General features: G+C 72.8%; 13 protein-coding genes. 5 read left to right on the top strand and 8 right to left on the bottom strand.

The window, feature by feature from the left end; all coding sequences use genetic code 11:
- The first annotated feature begins 215 nt into the window (after window positions 1–215).
- Complete coding sequence (locus ABZX96_RS29075) at window positions 216–521, top strand: DUF6343 family protein (protein ID WP_355550107.1); 306 nt, start codon at window positions 216–218, stop codon at window positions 519–521.
- A gap of 242 nt (window positions 522–763) precedes the next feature.
- Here the strand turns inward: ABZX96_RS29075 and ABZX96_RS29080 are convergent, their stop codons facing one another.
- Both ABZX96_RS29080 and ABZX96_RS29085 read right to left on the bottom strand, forming a co-directional pair.
- The gene (locus ABZX96_RS29080) at window positions 764–1,216 is read right to left on the bottom strand and encodes a tetratricopeptide repeat protein (protein ID WP_355550109.1); all 453 of its coding nucleotides are present in this window, start codon (window positions 1,214–1,216) and stop codon (window positions 764–766) included.
- Between the two features lie 270 nt (window positions 1,217–1,486).
- Window positions 1,487–2,119, bottom strand: a complete 633-nt coding sequence (locus tag ABZX96_RS29085; RefSeq protein ID WP_355550111.1) for an NAD(P)H-dependent oxidoreductase — start codon at window positions 2,117–2,119, stop codon at window positions 1,487–1,489.
- A gap of 335 nt (window positions 2,120–2,454) precedes the next feature.
- On the opposite strand from ABZX96_RS29085, the gene ABZX96_RS29090 reads away from it, so the two are divergent.
- Window positions 2,455–2,823: a MerR family transcriptional regulator gene (locus ABZX96_RS29090; RefSeq protein ID WP_355550113.1), complete on the top strand. Its 369-nt coding sequence runs from the start codon at window positions 2,455–2,457 to the stop codon at window positions 2,821–2,823.
- 400 nt (window positions 2,824–3,223) lie between these two features.
- Here ABZX96_RS29090 and coaE read toward each other — a convergent pair whose 3' ends face one another.
- The 4 genes from coaE to rpsA form a co-directional block, all read right to left on the bottom strand.
- On the bottom strand, window positions 3,224–3,823 hold the full coding sequence (gene coaE / locus ABZX96_RS29095) for a dephospho-CoA kinase (RefSeq protein ID WP_355550114.1): 600 nt from the start codon (window positions 3,821–3,823) through the stop codon (window positions 3,224–3,226).
- A gap of 150 nt (window positions 3,824–3,973) precedes the next feature.
- On the bottom strand, window positions 3,974–4,918 hold the full coding sequence (locus tag ABZX96_RS29100) for a PAC2 family protein (RefSeq protein ID WP_355550116.1): 945 nt from the start codon (window positions 4,916–4,918) through the stop codon (window positions 3,974–3,976).
- 394 nt (window positions 4,919–5,312) lie between these two features.
- Entirely contained in the window at window positions 5,313–5,549 is a 237-nt protein-coding gene (locus ABZX96_RS29105) for a hypothetical protein (protein WP_355550118.1), read from the bottom strand.
- A gap of 147 nt (window positions 5,550–5,696) precedes the next feature.
- Entirely contained in the window at window positions 5,697–7,202 is a 1,506-nt protein-coding gene (gene rpsA / locus ABZX96_RS29110) for a 30S ribosomal protein S1 (RefSeq protein ID WP_355550120.1), read from the bottom strand.
- A 396-nt stretch (window positions 7,203–7,598) separates the two neighbouring features.
- Between rpsA and ABZX96_RS29115 the strand changes: the two genes are divergently transcribed.
- Both ABZX96_RS29115 and hrpB read left to right on the top strand, forming a co-directional pair.
- Window positions 7,599–8,405: a class I SAM-dependent methyltransferase gene (locus ABZX96_RS29115; RefSeq protein WP_355550122.1), complete on the top strand. Its 807-nt coding sequence runs from the start codon at window positions 7,599–7,601 to the stop codon at window positions 8,403–8,405.
- A gap of 136 nt (window positions 8,406–8,541) precedes the next feature.
- On the top strand, window positions 8,542–11,211 hold the full coding sequence (gene hrpB / locus ABZX96_RS29120) for an ATP-dependent helicase HrpB (RefSeq protein ID WP_355550124.1): 2,670 nt from the start codon (window positions 8,542–8,544) through the stop codon (window positions 11,209–11,211).
- Window positions 11,212–11,973: 762 nt separating this feature from the next.
- Here hrpB and ABZX96_RS29125 read toward each other — a convergent pair.
- Window positions 11,974–13,908 (bottom strand): lytic transglycosylase, encoded by a 1,935-nt coding sequence (locus ABZX96_RS29125; RefSeq protein WP_355550126.1) that lies wholly within the window; start codon window positions 13,906–13,908, stop codon window positions 11,974–11,976.
- 150 nt (window positions 13,909–14,058) lie between these two features.
- Here ABZX96_RS29125 and ABZX96_RS29130 point away from each other — a divergent pair, with 150 nt between their 5' ends.
- Window positions 14,059–15,078 (top strand): DUF4184 family protein, encoded by a 1,020-nt coding sequence (locus ABZX96_RS29130; protein WP_355550128.1) that lies wholly within the window; start codon window positions 14,059–14,061, stop codon window positions 15,076–15,078.
- A 77-nt stretch (window positions 15,079–15,155) separates the two neighbouring features.
- On the opposite strand, the gene polA is transcribed toward ABZX96_RS29130, so the two are convergent.
- Window positions 15,156–17,897 (bottom strand): DNA polymerase I, encoded by a 2,742-nt coding sequence (gene polA / locus ABZX96_RS29135; protein WP_355550130.1) that lies wholly within the window; start codon window positions 17,895–17,897, stop codon window positions 15,156–15,158.
- Between the last annotated feature and the right edge of the window lie 221 nt (window positions 17,898–18,118).

The following is an 18,118-nucleotide window of genomic DNA, read 5'->3' on the forward strand; positions in this document are numbered from 1 at the left end:
CACCGTTTACCCAGCTCAGAGGCCCTATGCGGAAACATTCACCGGGCTCGCGCACCACCCCCGCGCCACCCCGCCGGACGGCGTCCGGCGTCGCGCTCGGTAATCCCCGCAGGCCGCCGCGAAGGAACCGAGCGACGGCGGCGGAAGCGGATGACGAGCGTGCGGATCAGGAGGATCCTGGAGACAGGGATTGTCGCGATGTGTGGTGATGTGTCGTGGTACACCGAGCAGGAAACGAGCCTCTGCAGGCACGCAGCCCCCTGCGGCTGCGCTCGGGGCTGGCAGCGTTCGGCGTGGTGTGCGCCGCGGCCGGCGCGGTGGCCTTCGCCATGATCGACCATCCGGGGTGGGCGCTCGTCTGCGCCATCGTGGCCGTAGTGGCCGCCCTGGACCTCGTCATCGTCATCTGGCGCATCCGCCAGGGCCCGCACTACCAGCCCGGCAGGGACGTACCGCCTTACGAGCCCGCTCGGTCGCAGGACATCGGGCGCACCACGGGCAGGCATCGCAAGAAACGCTGAGATCGGCCATCGCAACAAACGCTGGGATCGACGAAATCGATCGACGTCCGGAGCACGCGGACAGCGGTCAGGCTCAGGCGAAGACTACGGATCTCCGCCGGTGAAAGACCCGTGAACTGGGCCTTTCACCGGCGGAGAGGCAGCACGGCGCCTGAATTCTCCGCAACAACGTCGTATTCGGATCCTCCGCGACATCGCATACGGGTTCTCAACGGCCGACCGCCGCCGACCGACCACCGACCTCAGTTGCCGGTCGGCCCTTCACCCGACCCCGGTCCCCGTCCATCCGGCCACCGCTCGTCGGCGTCGGCGTCGGCGGCCTCGGTCGGCCGCTCCTTCGAGAAATTGGCGGCTTGAATGAATTCCGGGCTCGGGTCGAGCGCCGCCGCCAGCCGGAAGTGGCGCCGGGCCTCCCCGGCCCGGTTGGCCCGCTCCAAAGTGCGCGCCAGCGCGAAGTGGGCGAAGGCGTTGTCCGGCTCGCGTTCCAGGACGAAAGCGAACTCCTTCTCCGCCGACTTCAATCGCGCCGCGAGGAAGAACGCCCGGGCGCGCAGCAGCCGCGCGGCGGTGTTCTCCGGGTGCTCGGCGATGACCGGGTCCAGCAACTGGATGGCACCGCGCGGATCGCGCGCCGCCAGCAGGTGCTCCGCGGCGCGGAAACCGATGACATGGGTCTGCGGGCTGCTCTCGGACATGGCCATCTCCTCTCCCACCCCATCGGACGGGCCTTCGCCGTCCCGCACTCCGGGAGGGTCGTCACGCGCCCTACAACAACCCGCCCTCCCTCCGCATTCCTCGCCTCGCCCGCACCACGCTTTCGTCCCGCACCGCGCGGACGCGACACCCCGCCCGCATCACATGAGAGCGGCTTCCGCCACCAGCCACGCGCGACGGGCCCGGACCCGAGCGGCATCATCACGCCCGCGCCCCCGGCCTGTCCCACCCGCTCGAACGCCTCCCTTCGCCTACCGCGCGTCGGCCTCCTCCTCATAGGGGAACCGCGCCGGCGGAGTCTCCCGCTCGAAGAAGGTCTTGGCCCGCACCATCGCCCGCTCGTCGTTCCGCACCTGGCCAGGCCGCGAACCGTTGCCGAACAGCACCCCGCCGAACCGCATCCGCATGTACGCCGCCGTGTTGTTGAGCGTGGTCACCAGCCCGTCGCCGACGGCATCGTCGCGGTCCGCCATGACCGTGACCCCCCACAGCGTCCGGCCCGCCATCCGCTGCTTGAAGTCCGAGCCGGGCTCCGTGAGCCAGCCCGACCAGTAGTCGAGGTAGCGCTTGGTCTGCGCGGACAGGGTGTACCAGTACAGGGGCGAGACCAGGACGACATCGGTGGCCTCCACGGTCGCCTGCCGCAGCGTCTCCTCGTTCTCCACGGCCGGCCAGGTCTCGGTCTCGTGCCGCCCGTCCTGGAAGTCCGGCAGCGGCAGTTGGTTCAGGTCCACCCAGCGCTGCGAGATGCCGGCGGGCAACTGCTCGGCTGCGGCCCGGGCGAGGATCTCGGTGTTGCCCTCAGGGCGGGAGCTGCCGAGAACGAAGAGGAACGAGCGGTCGCTCGCCGCCCGGTCGGCGCGGTGAGCAGCGGAAGCGGTCATGTCTCACTCCAGTGGTGTGCGATCCATTGGTACGCGGTCACGGCAACGGAACAACCGGCCCGGCCACGGCGGCGACCGGTTGGCCGACGACCCGTCCGGGACGGGCGGCCGTCCCCTCATGCGACGTGCCGCCGGTGTCCGGGTCTGGGCCGACCGCGGCAGGGCTGCGGAACAGGGCTTCGCCGACCACCCCCAGGCCACCGGCGAATGCCGCCGGACGCGGACAGCCGCCCGACGCCGGCACCGCCGTCACGAGCGCGGAATGCGCGCTCGTGCAGTGACGTTAAGGCTTGACACTGGTGAGAAGGTCAACAACCTCGGAGGGGGCGGGTTACATGCTGATCGGAGAATTGTCCCGGCGCACGGGAGTCAGCCCGCGATTGCTGCGGTACTACGAGGCACAGGGGTTGCTCGCCGCCGGCCGCAGTCCCAACGGCTACCGCGACTACGACGAGGACGCGGTGGACACCGTGCGGCAGGTGCGTGCCTTGCTCGACGCGGGCCTGTCCACCGAGGTGATCCGTTCGGTGCTGCCGTGCGTCCGGGACGGCGAGGGCGGGACCCCGGAGTTCGACTGGTGCGCGGGCCTGCGGGCCACCCTGCACCGGGAGTTGGCCGCCACGGACGAACGCATCAACAGCCTTCAGCGCAACCGCAACGCTCTCGCCGGCTATTTGGCACAGTCCTCAACTGCCGCTCGTTAGGACGAGGGCGGCCCGGACGGCTCTTGAAGCCGTCCGACGGCAGCCGAAGACGCGCCTGGTGAGGTGGCGGGTTTCGCCCGTCTGCCTGCACGACGGCTACTGATGGGGCGTCAGCCATCAAGCGCCGTTGAAGAAACCACCAGGCCACGCGCCGACGGCCCTCGGACGGCTACCGACCCGGTCACCACATACCGCGGGCCCAGACACGGCGTCAGCCATCCTGCCGGGCGCGCCGATGACACCGATCGCGTCGAGGAGGCGAGGAAGCGCGTCCTTGCTCCTGACCCACCCATGGCATCGACTACGGGCGCCCGAAACCCCGCCCCGCAGCACGCCTACCAGCACGGCAAGGCCACCGCCGCCAAAACACGACGGGCGCGGGCAGCCGCCCGCCCCGGCATCATCGGCCCGCGCTCTCCCTGAGCCGCTCCCACACGGCACGCACCTGCGGCTCCAACGCCTCCAGCGGACCATCGTTGTCGATCACCAGGTCCGCGACCGCGAGCCGCTTCTCCCGGCTCGCCTGCGCCGCCATGCGGGCCCTCGCGTCCTCTTCCGTCATGCCGCGCAGCCGCACCAACCGGTCCAGTTGCGTCTCCGGCGCGGCATCGACCACGACCACCAGGTCGTACAGCGGCGCGAGCCCGTTCTCCGCCAGCAGCGGCACGTCGTTGACCACCACGGCGTGCGGCCCGGCCGCCGCCTCCAGTTCGTCCGAGCGGGCACGCACCAAGGGGTGCACGATCGCGTTCAGCGCCTTGAGCTTCTCCGCGTCGTTGAAGACGATGCCGCCCAGCTTGGGCCGGTCGAGTATGCCCTCGGGCGTCAGCACCTCCGCCCCGAACTCCGCGACCACCGCCGCCAGTCCGGGCGTACCCGGCTCGACCACCTCGCGGGCGATCTTGTCGGCGTCCACGATCACCGCGCCGTACGACTCCAGCAACCGGGAGACCTCGCTCTTCCCGGCGCCGATCCCACCCGTCAGTCCCACCTTCACCATGAGCCCACGCTATACGGCCCCACTGACAACGGCATCGGGCCCGCCGGAACCCGGCACCACTCCTGCGGCCGAGCGCCCGACGCCGACCCCACCCGCAAGTCCGACGCGTCCGGCATCGGCACCGCTCCCGTCGGCAAGTAGTCCGACGCGTCAGGCGCCGCCCTCCCCTTCGCGCTCCGCCAGGAAGCGCTCGAACTCCATCCCGATCTCGTCGGCCGAGGGAAGCTCGATCGGTTCGGCCACCAGGTTGCCCCGGGTCTCCGCCCCCGCCACCGCGTCGTACTGGTGCTCAAGCCCGCTCACGAGCGCGACGAGTTCCTCGTCGCCCTCCGAGATCTGACGCTCGATCTCCTCCTGGGTGCGCAGCGCCTCCGTCCGCAGGGAGTGCGCGGCCGTGGGCAGCACGAGGCCGGTGGCGGCCGTCACCGCCTCCAGGGCCGTGAGCGCGGCGTCGGGGTAGGGCGACCGGGCCACGTAGTGCGGTACGTGCGCGGCGACGCCCAGGACATCGTGCCCGGCCTCCGCGAGCCGGAACTCGATCAGCGCCTCGACGCTGCCCGGCACCTGTGCCTCGTCGAAGAAGGTGGTGTGACCGGGCATCAGGTCGATGCGGTTGCCGTGCGGAGTGAGTCCTACGGGGCGGGTGTGCGGCACGCCCATCGGGATGCCGTGGAAGTTCATGGACAGCCGCACGCCGAGTCGCTCCACCATCTGCCGCACGGCGGCGGCGAACCGCTCCCACTCCACGTCCGGTTCGGGACCGGACAGCAGGAGGAAGGGCGCACCCGTGGTGTCCTGGATCAGCCGCAGGGTGATCTCCGGGGTCTCGTACTTCGTCCAGCGGTGCTTCTGGAAGGTGAGCAGCGGACGGCGGGCCCGGTAGTCGACCAACCGGTCGTGGTCGAAGCGGGCGACGACCTGGTGCGGCAGTTCGTCCAGCAGCCGTTGGACGATCTGGTCGCCGGTCTCCCCGGCGTCGATGTAGCCGTCGAAGTGGTACAGCAGCACCAGTCCGGCGGAGTCCCTGGCGGCGATCGCCTCGACCGCCGCGAGCCCGCTCGACTCCCATGCGTACAAACCCTGGGGATCCAACACAGTGACCGCTCCTCCTCTTGTCCGCCTCGGAAAACGTGGGGCGGCGGCAGAACATTCCCGGCGGTAGTAAGCACCCGCTATCCGGACGCACCTGACGCGGCACCGGCAGACGGCCGATCGCGCCCGCTCGCACCCCACACCGCCACGCTGGTGCCCGCTCCCGCGCGCCACGCCACATTCTCGTACGTGAACACCGCAAAGGAGGAAGCGATTTCGGAGCGGCCCACCGATCTCGCCCCCCTCTCCGCCCTTCTCGACGACCGATCCGGCCCGCCCCTGGCTCCTCCAAGGCCACCACCGCCCCAAGCACCCCCACACCCGTCGCCCGGAAGGGACGTGAGTCGTGTACGAGTTCCCTTCCGGCACATCCCGTCCCCGCGGACGCCCCAGCCCCTCACCGCCCCACGAACAGCGCCTCGCTCATCCGCACGTCCGGCAAGAACGGCGTCCTCAAGAACTTCCGGATCCACGACATCGGCCGGAACGGCGGCAGCATCGGCGACGAGATCCACTTTGGCAGCGTGAGCGCCACCGAGAACCGAGGCGACAACGTCCAGAGCCCGGGCAACGCCACCGAACCGGGGACCCCCCTCACAGTCGGCATCACCGTCACGCCCGTCCGCTCATCCATACGGCCCGCCCCGGACCTCCCGCCCCGGACCTCCCGCGCCGCCCATCCCCGGACGCGCCGTTTTCGCTCATGGCGAAGGCCCGCCCCCCGAATGGGGGACGGGCCTTCGCAGCAGATCAGCTACCGCCGACTAGCAGCGGCGTGTGGTCAGCTCTGGCCGCCGGCCAGCTTCTCGCGGAGGGCAGCCAGGGCCTCGTCCGACGCCAGGGCGCCGGAGTTGTCCGCCGACTCCGAGGAGTACGAGCCACCGGAGACGTTGCCACCGGCGTTGCCGGCCGCCGGGGCCGCCGCGCCCTCGGCCGCCGCCTGCTCGTCCGCCTCGCGGGACTTGATGACCTGAGCCTGGTGCTGCTCGAAGCGCTGCTGCGCCTCGGCGTACTGGGTCTCCCACGCCTCGCGCTGGGCCTCGTAGCCCGGCAGCCAGTCGTTGGTCTCGGGGTCGAAGCCCTCGGGGTAGATGTAGTTGCCCTGGTCGTCGTAGGACGCGGCCATGCCGTACAGGGTCGGGTCGAACTCGACCGCCGTCGGGTCGGCGCCGAAGGACTCGTTGGCCTGCTTCAGCGAGAGGCTGATGCGACGGCGCTCCAGGTCGATGTCGATGACCTTGACGAAGATCTCGTCGTTGACCTGGACGACCTGCTCCGGGATCTCCACGTGGCGCTCGGCCAGCTCGGAGATGTGGACCAGGCCCTCGATGCCCTCGTCGACGCGCACGAACGCACCGAACGGAACGAGCTTGGTGACCTTACCCGGGACGACCTGACCGATCTGGTGGGTCCGGGCGAACTGCTGCCACGGGTCTTCCTGGGTCGCCTTGAGCGACAGGGACACGCGCTCGCGGTCCATGTCGACGTCCAGGACCTCGACCGTGACCTCCTGGCCGACCTCGACAACCTCGGACGGGTGGTCGATGTGCTTCCAGGACAGCTCGGAGACGTGGACCAGACCGTCCACGCCACCCAGGTCCACGAAGGCACCGAAGTTGACGATGGAGGAGACGACGCCGGAGCGCACCTGACCCTTCTGCAGGGTGGTGAGGAAGGTCTGGCGGACCTCGCTCTGGGTCTGCTCCAGCCAGGCGCGGCGGGACAGGACCACGTTGTTGCGGTTCTTGTCCAGCTCGATGATCTTGGCCTCGAGCTCCTTGCCCACGTAGGGCTGAAGGTCGCGGACACGGCGCATCTCGACCAGGGAGGCCGGGAGGAAGCCGCGGAGGCCGATGTCGAGGATGAGACCACCCTTGACGACCTCGATGACGGTACCGGTAACGATCCCGTCCTCTTCCTTGATCTTCTCGATGGTGCCCCAGGCACGCTCGTACTGGGCGCGCTTCTTCGAGAGGATCAGGCGGCCTTCCTTGTCCTCCTTCTGGAGGACCAGGGCCTCGATCTCGTCGCCCACGGCGACGACCTCGTTCGGGTCGACGTCGTGCTTGATCGAGAGCTCACGGCTCGGGATGACGCCTTCGGTCTTGTAACCGATGTCGAGCAGGACCTCGTCCCGGTCGACCTTCACGATGACGCCGTCGACGATGTCGCCGTCGTTGAAGTACTTGATCGTCTCGTCGATCGCGGCGAGGAAGGCTTCCTCGTTACCGATGTCGTTGACCGCAACCTGCGGGGTGGTGGCGGTGGTCTCGGTGCTGCTCGTCATGTGGGAAAGGGCTCCGGTACGGACATTGAAGTCGTAGGTACTGCTACGCCGGGAGCCTTTATCGCCTCTGCAATAAGCCGGACAGCGTCAGAGGCGCTTCCTTCTTGGGACTCCGGCCGACCGGAATCCCGAAAACGCCCCGAAAACCGAGGGGACATACTTACAGATGCGAGCGCGACCTGCTCCGTCTGAGGCGCGCAGGCCCGCAGCGCAACTTGTAGCATACGGGGGCAGCCGGACACGGTCAATGCACGAAGGCGCACACCCGGGGCAGATCACCCCATAACCGGCACATACGAGGTTCCAGGAGGCCACAGCGCCTCGCTATCCTGCGCGAGCCGTAGCGGGCCGATCCGCTCGCTACAAGCTTCAACCAAACATACGGCGACGGGCACGATGATCCAAGAGTTCGAACCGGAAGCGACCCGGCGTACCGCCTCGGCTGCGGAGAGCAGCCGGGCCAACCGTGGCTGGTGGGACCGCAACGCGGACGAGTACCAGAACGACCACGGCGCCTTCCTCGGAGACGACCGCTTCGTGTGGGGCCCGGAAGGGCTGGACGAGGCGGAGGCCGGCCTGCTCGGCCCGGTCACCGAGCTGAAGGGACGGCGCGTCCTGGAGATCGGCGCCGGCGCGGCGCAGTGCTCGCGCTGGCTCGCCGCGCAGGGAGCGCACCCCGTCGCCCTGGACCTCTCCCACCGCCAGCTCCAGCACGCCCTGCGGATCGGCGCGCAGGACGTGTCCCTGGTCGAGGCGGACGCGGGAGCGCTGCCCTTCCGGGACGGCGCCTTCGACCTGGCCTGCTCCTCGTACGGCGCGATCCCCTTCGTCGCCGATCCGGTGCGCGTGATGCGCGAGGTGCGGCGCGTGCTGCGGCCCGGTGGGCGCTGGGTCTTCTCGGTCACCCACCCGATCCGCTGGGCCTTCCCCGACGAGCCCGGCCCCGAAGGGCTGTCGGTGGCCGCCTCCTACTTCGACCGCACGCCCTACGTGGAGCAGGACGAGACCGGGCAGGCGGTGTACGTGGAGCACCACCGGACCCTGGGCGACCGGGTGCGTGACGTCGTGGCCGCCGGGCTGCGCCTGGTGGACCTCGTGGAACCGGAGTGGCCGGACTGGAACGCGCAGGAGTGGGGCGGCTGGTCCCCGCTGCGCGGACGGCTGATCCCGGGCACCGCGATCTTCGTGTGCGAAGCGCCGTAGGGCGCCACTCGGAGTAGAGCACCCCCGGCCCCCCGATGTCCCCGCTCCGGAGGGCAGGCGCTGGGGGCCGGGACGCGGTGGGCCGCGGCGACCGCCCGCCGCGGGGCGGTGGTGTGCCGTCCGGGAAACTGGGCGGGTGATCCGCCACGACGTTCTCGGACAGCTTCCCGTACGGAGCGCCCTGCCACCCCTGGCCGAGGCGCTGGACCGGCGCGGGGCCGCAGTGCTGTGCGCCCCGCCCGGCACCGGCAAGACCACGCTGGTGCCCCTGGCGCTGGCCGGGCTGCTCGGCGGGACGGCGGGCCCGCACGCCTCCGGCCGGGATGGGGCGGACGCGGTGCGCCGGGTGATCGTCGCCGAGCCGCGGCGGATCGCCGCGCGCGCCGCCGCCGCGCGGATGGCGTGGCTGCTGGGTGAGGGGGTCGGCGAACGGGTCGGCTTCACCGTGCGGGGCGAGCGGCGGGTGGGGCCGCGGACCGTCGTGGAGGTCGTGACGACCGGCGTCCTGCTGCAGCGGCTCCAGCGTGACCCGGAACTGGCCGGCTGCGAGGTCGTCGTCCTGGACGAGTGCCACGAGCGGCACCTGGACGCCGACACGGCGGCGGCCTTCTTGCTGGACGTGCGCGAAACGCTCCGCCCGGACCTGCGGCTGGTGGCCGCCTCGGCGACCACGGACGCGGAGGGCTGGGCCGGGCTGCTGGGCGGCGGCGAGGGGCCGGTGCCGGTGGTCGAGGCGGCCGGGGTGTCGCATCCCGTCGAGGTGGTCTGGGCGCCTCCGGAGAAGCCGGTGCGTCCCGCCCATGGGACGTGGGTCGATCCGGCGTTGCTGGGACACGTCGCGGCGGTGGTGCGGCGGGCGCTGGGCGAGCGGACGGGGGACGTGCTGTGCTTCCTGCCCGGGGTCGGGGAGATCGGGCGGGTGGCCGGGCTGCTGGGTGATCTCGGCGCGGCCGGTGTGGAGGTGCTCCAGGTACACGGCCGGGCGCCCGCCGCCGTCCAGGACGCCGTGCTGGCCGGCGGCGCCGGCGGGCGGCGGGTGGTGCTCGCCACCTCGGTGGCGGAGTCGAGCCTGACGGTGCCGGGGGTGCGGGTAGTCGTGGACTGCGGGCTGTCCCGTGAGCCCCGGATGGATCACGCACGCGGGCTCGGCGCGCTGGCGACCGTCCGGGCGTCCCGGGCGGCGGCCCGGCAGCGGGCCGGGCGGGCCGGGCGGGAGGCCCCTGGGACCGTCTACCGCTGCTGGTCGGAGGGCGAGGACGCGCGGTCGCCGCGCTTCCCGGCTCCGGAGATCCAGATCGCGGACCTGACGGCGTTCGCGCTGCAGGCGTCCTGCTGGGGCGCCCCCGACGGGGCCGGGCTGGCCCTGCTCGACCCGCCGCCGGGCGGGGCGCTGGCCGCGGCGCGGGAGGTCCTCACGGCGATCGGCGCGGTGGACGCGGCGGGCCGGGCCACCGAGCGGGGCGTGCGGATGGCACGGATGGGGGTGCATCCCCGCTTGGCGCGCGCCCTGCTGGACGGCGCTCCCGAGGTCGGTGCCCGGCGGGCCGCCGAGGTGGTGGCCCTGCTGAGTGAGGAACCACCGCGCGGATACGGGGACGACCTGGCGGCGGCGTGGCGCACGGCCCGGCGGGGCGGTGACGCCTACGCGGCGCGCTGGCGGCAGGAGGCCCGCCGCCTGGCCACGGCCGCGGGCGAGCGGGAAGAGGAGCGTCGCAAGAGGAACGAGGACCGCCACGGCAAGGACCAGGACCACCGCGGCAAGGGCGACGGACGGGCGGCGGGGCACGGGGCGGGCGGCGACGACGCGGCGGCCGGGCTGATCGCCGCCCTCGCCTTTCCCGAGCGGGTCGCCAAGGCGCGCGGCGGCGGGGCGTACCTGATGACGTCCGGCACCGGGGCCGAACTGTCGGGGACCGGGGGCCGCCCGGACGCCGGGGACGGCACCCGGTTGCGCGACGCTCCGTGGCTGGCGGTGGCGGTCGCGGACCGGCCGGTCTCCGCGGCGTCCGCGCGGGTGCGGCTGGCCGCCGTGATCGACGAGGAGACGGCGTGCCTGGCCGCCCGGGCGCTGCACTCCTCGGGTGAGGAGGTCGGGTGGGCCGACGGGGACGTCGTCGCGCGCGACGTGCGCCGGCTGGGCGCCATCGAGCTGGCGGTCCGGCCGCTGGCCGCGCCCGATCCCGTTCTCGTCCGGGACGCGCTGTGCACCGGGCTGCGGCGGGAGGGGCTGGGGCTGCTGCGGTGGTCCGAGGGCGCGCGGTCGACACGGCAGCGGATGGCCTTCCTGCACCGCGAACTGGGCGGGGAGTGGCCGGACGTCTCGGACGCGGCCTTGCTCGCGCGCCTGGACGAGTGGCTGGACGTGGAACTGGGGCGGGCGCGGCGGCGCGCCGACCTGGAGCGGATCGACGCCGGTCAGGCGCTGGCGCGCCTGCTGCCGTGGGCGAGTGGTGCGGCCACCCGGTTCGACGAACTGGCGCCGGAGCGGATCGAGGTGCCGAGCGGCTCGCGGATCCGCGTCGACTACAGCGGTGATCAGCCGGTGCTGGCGGTCAAGCTGCAGGAGTTGTTCGGCCTGCGGGCCTCGCCGCGGGTCGCCGACGGGCGGGTGCCCGTACTCGTCCACCTGCTGTCGCCCGCCGGGCGGCCGGCGGCGGTGACGGCGGACCTCGCCTCCTTCTGGAGCGACGGCTACCGGTCCGTACGCGCCGAACTGCGCGGCCGTTACCCCAAGCACCCCTGGCCCGAGGACCCCACGACGGCGGAACCGACCCGGCACACGACGGCCCGCCTCAAGCGCGGCTGAGAGCGTCCGGACGGCCCGGCGTCGGCGGCCCGCCGCGGCGTGCGCCGTGCGGAACGGCGACGGCGGTGGGTGGTGGTGGGGTGTGCGGCGGGGCGTGGGAGGCGTCATGTGCGGCACGCTACGGGTCGGGACTGACAGTGGGAGGGGTTTGCGGGGCTTGGCGGCAGGGTTCGGGGTGGAATCCGGGTTCGGGTCCGGGATGGGTCAGGGACGGGGGTGGTTCCCGGTCCGGGTTCGGTCGGGGGAAGGCATCCGGGTCGGTGTCAGGGGCACGGGTGTTGGGTCTGCGCGGGGTGGTCCCGCGGGTGCGCGGGTGGCGGGTGCGCGAGGGTCGGCGGCCGAGCGACCGGGCCGGGGTCCGCGGTGGGGGCCGTGCGGGTTGCTGGGGGGTGACCCGCGAGCAGGCGCGATGGGCTGGAACGGGCAGTCGGCGAGGAACGCCCCGCCGGAGGTGGGGGGTCTCCGGGGAGCGCACCGGGCAGTCGGCGGGAACGCCTGCCGGGAGCGGGGACCTCCAGGAAGCGCGCCGGGCGGTCCGCGAGAACACCCGGCAGAGGCGGGACACCTCCGGAAAGCGCACCGGGCAGTCGGCGGGAGCGCCTACAGGAAACGGGGGGCTCACGGAACGCGTCCGCGAGAGGGGCGGCTCGTGGGAACAGGCATCAACGGCGAGGCACGGAGCGGCAGCCCAAAACGCAGCCGCCCCACCCGGCGAACCGGGCGGGGCGGGCAAGCGGCCTGGGGCGCGCGGTGCCGGGGCGGCTACCGCGAGGCCGGCGGGGCCACCGTCAGCTGGACCAGGAGGACGGCGCCGTCGGCGGTGGTGAGGCGGAGGGTGAACGTGCCCGTCTGGCCGTCGGTGAAGATGCGCGGGAGGACGAGCAGGCCGTGGGCGTCGGTCTTCAGGCCGGTGAGCGTACGGACGGGCTTGCCCTCGGGGCTGTTGGCGGCCGGGGTGCCCGGCTCGCCGGTGACGGGGGCGCCGTCCGCGCCGACCTTGAAGTACGGGCCCTTGTCGTTCTCCACGGGGTTGTTCGCGTCGCCGGTGACCATCGTCGCGGTCACCGCCGCGCCCGCCGCGGCCTTGCCCTTGTAGGTGGCCATGACCTGCACCGCGTCCACCGCGAAGGCACCGTCGGCCGGGGCCTGGAGCTTCACGTCGGAGGTACGGGCGAGCTTGTCGGCCTTGGGGGTCGGCGTGGGAGTCGGGGTCGGCGTGGTCGCGCCGCGAACGGTCGCCCAGACCTCGGCGGCCGGGAGGCGGTGGCCCACGGCCAGCGCCCGGATGACGAACGTGCCGGCCTTGCGCCCCGCGTGGATGACGGGCGGGGTGGCGACGCCGTCGCGGCCGGTCGTCACCGTGACGCCGGTCGCGTCGTTCGCGAACCGCGCCTCCGTGGCACCGACGATCTGGTACCGCACCCGGACGCCCGCGACCGGCTTGCCCTCCGCGTTCTCGACGCGGACGCGCACCGGGTCCGTGAAGTCCCGGCCGGCCGTGGCCTCGATCCGGTCCTTGCCCACGAGTTCGAGGGCGGCCGGCGGGGCGGGCTTCTGCGGGGGCTTCGGTGTGGGCTTGTGGCTGCCGCCGGGAGAGGGCTCGCCGGTGGGGGGCGGGGTCGTGGTGCCGCCGTCGCCGGGCCGGGGGGTCTCCGGCTTCGGCGTGCCCGGACGGTCCGTGCCGGGACGCTCCGTGCCCGGGCGAGGAGTGCCGGGGCGGTCGGTGCCCGGGCGCTCGGTACCCGGACGCGAAGTGCCGGGCGAGGGCTGCGGCGTGTGCCCGCGCCCCGCACCACCGTTGCCGCCGTCGTTCTTGTCCCCGCCGTCTCCGCCGTTCTTGCCACCGCCGCCGCGGTTGACCGGCAGGACACCGGTGCCGTCCGGCACCTCGAAGGTGCCCTTGCGGTAGTACTCGAACCAGGCCAGGACCCGGCGCAGGTAGTCCTGGGAGTGGTTGTACCCGAGGATGGCGCGGTTCCGGTCCTCCGGTACCGACAGGTCGCGGTCGCCGGCGCACAGGTAGCGTCCGGCGGCCAGCGCCGCGTCGTAGATGTTGTTGGGGTCCTTCTCGCCGTCGCCGTTGCCGTCGGCGCCCCAGCCCTGGCCGTCGGGACCGCCGGTCGACCAGGTGGAGGGGATGAACTGCATCGGGCCCACGGCCCGGTCATGGGTGACGTCCCCGTCGTACCGGCCCTGGTCGGTGTCGGTGATGCGCGCGAAGCCGTCGCCGTTGAGCTGCGGGCCGCGGATCGGCTGGAGGGTCGTGCCCTCGGTGTCCACCGCGCCGCCGCGCGCGTGCCCGGACTCGACCTTGCCGATCGCGGCGAGCAGTTGCCAGGGCAGCCGGCAGCCGGGGTGGGACTCGGCCAGCGTCGCTTCCGCCTTCTTGTAGGCGGCCAGGACGGTCGCGGGGATGCCCGCCTCCGGGGCGCCGATGGCGATCGGAGTACCCCCGGTGGGGCCGGGCTTGGGGGTGGCTCCGGGGGGCACCGGGCTGTTGAGGGGGGGCAGGTCGGTGTAGTAGGACGATCCGCCGTCGATCGGGGGGTGTGCGGGCGGGGTCGGCTCCTCGGCGCTGTTGACGGACGTCTCCAGGGCGCTCGGCGCCTGGGAGGCCGTCAGCGCGGCGAGCGCTACCGCCGCCACCGCCGTCGTGGCCGCTCCCCTGCGGAACCGCCGACCGAATATGGCTGTCATGCCTGCCCATCCCCTCCGCGTCGAGCAACCGCCCCGTGTGGTTCCGCGCTCCCCGGCGCACCAACCCACCTGACACTACGACAACTCATGGCGCGCATCCACTGGTCGCAACGCACTACATACTGATCCGAATCGATCAGGGAGGGGCCTATGCCGTTCACACTCAGCCACGCCGCCGCGGTTCTGCCGGCCATGCGCCGAACGGGAGCGGCGCGCGGTCCGCTGATCGCATCGGCGCTGGTGGCCGGGTCGTTCGCCCCAGACCTAACCTACTTCGCGGGCACCGTCGTTCCCGGCGCCATGCTGTTCGGGGCCTTCACCCACTCCCCCATGGGTGTCCTGACGGTGGACGTCCTGATCACCGCCGCGCTCGTCGGCGTCTGGCTGCTGCTGCGCGAGCCCCTGCTCGCCCTGCTGCCCCGGTCCTGGCGCGGACCGGCGTACGCGCTGGCCCGGGGCCGGCCCTGGCGCACCCGGCGGCCCGTGGCGCTCGCCGGCTGGTTCTTCGTCTCGGCGGTGCTGGGATCGGTGACCCACGTCGTCTGGGACGCCTTCACCCACCAGGGGCGCTGGGGCACCCGGCTGCTGCCGGTCCTCGAACGGGTGGTCGAAGGTTTTCCGCTCACCACGTACGTGCAGTACGGCACCTCGGCGCTGGCGCTGGGAGTGATCGGGTGGTTCCTGTACTCCGGCACACGACGGGCGCGGCGCGCGGAGGCCGGTACCGGGGGTGCGCCGGGACCGCGTTCCCCTGGCGTCCCCGGGCAGTGGGCGGGCCGCGCGGCGGCGCGGCGGCGGAGCGCCGCCCCGGCGGTGCCGGGCCTGCCGGACCTCTCCGGTGGGCAACGGGCGGGCGCCTGGCTGTTCCTGGGGCTGTGCCTGCTCGCCGGCACCGTGCACCGCGTCCTGCGGGCGCGCTCCGTGTACGGGGACGCGGCGACCTGGTTCGACTACGTCCCCACGGTGGCCTTCGGTGCCGGGGCGGGGCTGGCGGCCGGACTGCCGCTGTACGCCCTGGCGGTACGGGCCCTGCACCGGACACCGGGCGTGGCGGCCACGCCCGGCCCTCACCAGGAAGCCGGACGGCCGTACCAGGAGCCCGGACGCCCGCGCCGCGAGGTGGACCGGGACGTCCCGGCGGAGCCGAGCGCGGCACGGGAGCGTACGTGAGACCGCACGCCCCCTGACGACGAGCGCCACGCGCCCCGCGGGAGCGGCGGACGGGAGCGCCCCGCCCGCCGCATCCCTCAGTGCGCCGCCGACTCCCAGTCGGTGCCCGCGCCGACCGACACGTCCAGCGGGGCGCGCAGCGAGACGGCCCCGGACATCTCGCGGCGGAGGATCTCCTCGACCCGCTCCCGCTCGCCCGGCGCGACCTCCACCACGATTTCGTCGTGCACCTGGAGGAGCATCCGGGAGGACAAAGCGGCGGCGCGCATCGCCTCGTCCACCCGCAGCATCGCGATCTTGACGATGTCCGCGGCGGTGCCCTGGATCGGGGCGTTCAGCGCCATCCGCTCGGCCATCTCGCGGCGCTGGCGGTTGTCGCTGTTCAGGTCGGGGAGGTACCGGCGGCGGCCCAGGATCGTCTCCGTGTAGCCCGTGGCGCGGGCCTGGTCGACCACCCGCTGGAGGTAGTCGCGCACCCCGCCGAAGCGCTCGAAGAAGTTGTCCATCAGCCTGCGGGCCTCGTCCGGCTGGATGCCGAGCTGCTGGGACAGGCCGAAGGCCGAGAGGCCGTACGCGAGCCCGTAGGACATCGCCTTGATCTTGCGGCGCATCTCCGGGTCGACCTGGTCCTTGGCCACCGAGAACACCTGCGAGGCCACCGTGGTGTGCAGGTCCTCGCCGGAGGTGAACGCCTCGATCAGGCCCTCGTCCTCCGAGAGGTGCGCCATCACGCGCAGCTCGATCTGGCTGTAGTCGGCGGTCAGCAGCGTCTCGTAGCCCTCGCCGACGACGAAGCCGCGGCGGATGGCCCGGCCCTCGTCCGTACGGACGGGGATGTTCTGAAGGTTGGGGTCCGTGGAGGACAGCCGGCCGGTGGCCGCCACCGTCTGGTTGAAGGTGGTGTGGATGCGGCCGTCGGTGGCGACCGTCTTGATCAGGCCCTCGACCGTGGTGCGCAGCTTGGCCTGCTCGCGGTGGCGCAGCATGATCACGGGCAGTTCGTTCTCGGTCTGGGCCGCCAGCCAGGCCAGGGCGTCCGCGTCCGTGGTGTAGCCCGTCTTGGTCTTCTTCGTCTTGGGCAGGCCCAGCTCGCCGAAGAGGACTTCCTGAAGCTGCTTGGGCGAGCCGAGGTTGAACTCGTGGCCCGCCGCGGCGTGCGCCTCCTGCACGGCCTGCTGCACCGCGCCGGCGAACTGCTGCTCGATGCGCTCCAGCCAGCCGCGGTCCGCGGCGATGCCGGCGCGCTCCATCCGGGCCAGCAGGGCGCTGGTGGGCAGCTCCACGTCGCGCAGCAGCTCGGCCGCGCCGACCTCGACGAGCCGCGTCTCGAACGCCGTGCCGAGGTCCAGGATCGTGCGGGCCTGGCTCATCAGGGCGTCCGCCGCGGCCTGCTCGTCCGCGCCGAAGGCCAGCTGGCCGCTGTCCGCGGCGGCGGCCGGGGCGACCTCGCGGCCCAGGTACTCGATGGAGAGGGCGTCCAGGGCGAAGGAGCGGCGGCCCGGCTTGACCAGGTAGGCGGCGAGCGCGGTGTCCATGCCGACGCCCTCGACGCTCCAGTGGTGCTCGGCGAAGACCCGCATCAGGCTCTTGGCGTCGTGCATCACCTTGGGGCGGGACGCGTCCGCGAGCCAGGCGGCGAACGCCTTGTCGTCGGCCTCGTCCAGCTCGGAGGGGTCGAACCAGGCGGCCGGCCCGTCGGCGGCGGCCAGCGCCACCTCGGAGACGTTGCCGGTGCCCAGCGCCCAGGTGTCGACCGTGGCGACGCCGAGCGGCCCGGTGCCGTGCTCCTCCAGCCAGGGGGCCAGCTCGCCGGTGCCCAGCACCGTGCCGTCCACCTCGACGCCGGCGGACGGGGCCGCCTCCTCGTCACCCTGCTCGGTGCCCGGGTCGGCGGCCAGCAGGCGATCCCGCAGCCCCTGGTTGCGGATCTCCAGCGCCTCCAGGAACACGGTCAGCGCCTTGCGGTCGTACGGCGCCCGGGACAGCTCGTCGGGGCCGCAGGGCAGCTCGACGTCGCGCACCATCTCGGTGAGGCGGCGGTTGAGCTTGACGGCCTCCAGGTGATCGCGGAAGTTCTGGCCCGCCTTGCCCTTGACCTCGTCGGCCCGCTCGACCAGCTCCGCGAAGGAACCGAACTGGTTGATCCACTTGGCGGCGGTCTTCTCGCCGACGCCCGGGATGCCCGGGAGGTTGTCGGACGGGTCGCCGCGCAGCGCGGCGAAGTCCGGGTACTGGGCGGGGGTGAGCCCGTACTTCTCCTGGATCTTCTCCGGGGTGAAGCGGGTCAGCTCGGACACGCCCTTGGTGGGGTACAGGACCGTGACGTCCTCGGTGACGAGCTGGAAGGAATCCCGGTCGCCCGTGACGATGGAGACCTCGAACCCCTGGGCCGCGGCCTGCGTGGCGAGCGTGGCGATGACGTCGTCGGCCTCGTAGCCCTCTATGGCGAAGCGCTTGACGCCCATCGCGTCCAGCATCTCGCCGATCAGCTCCACCTGGCCCTTGAACTCGTCGGGCGTCTTGGAGCGCGTCGCCTTGTACTCGGGGAACTCCTCGGACCGCCAGGTCTTGCGGGAGACGTCGAACGCCACCGCGAAGTGCGTGGGCGCCTCGTCACGGAGCGTGTTCGCCAGCATGGAGGCGAAGCCGTAGATCGCGTTGGTCGACTGCCCCGAGGCGGTCGTGAAATTCTCCACCGGCAGGGCGAAGTACGCCCGGTACGCCATGGAGTGCCCGTCCATGAGGAGCAGGCGGGGACGACCTCCCCCCGCCGCTTCGGTGCCGGTCGGTCCGCTCTTCTTCACTGCCTTTGCTGCCACGTCCCCGATCCTGCCACGCCCCACTGACAATCCCCGCCGCGACCGCCGGGCGGGCCGGCGGTGTCCGGTGCGAGGGTGATCCGGCCCACCCCGTCGGGCCGCGGACGGGCACCACGCACCGGGCGGCAGCGGACGGCGCCCCGGCCCCGTACGAACGAGCGCCCGCACGCGCCGGGCGGGGCCACCACCCACCGAACGGCACCCCGCCCCAGGCCCGTCCC

Source organism: Streptomyces sp. NPDC003077 (genome assembly GCF_040611095.1).
Lineage (GTDB): Bacteria > Actinomycetota > Actinomycetes > Streptomycetales > Streptomycetaceae > Streptomyces.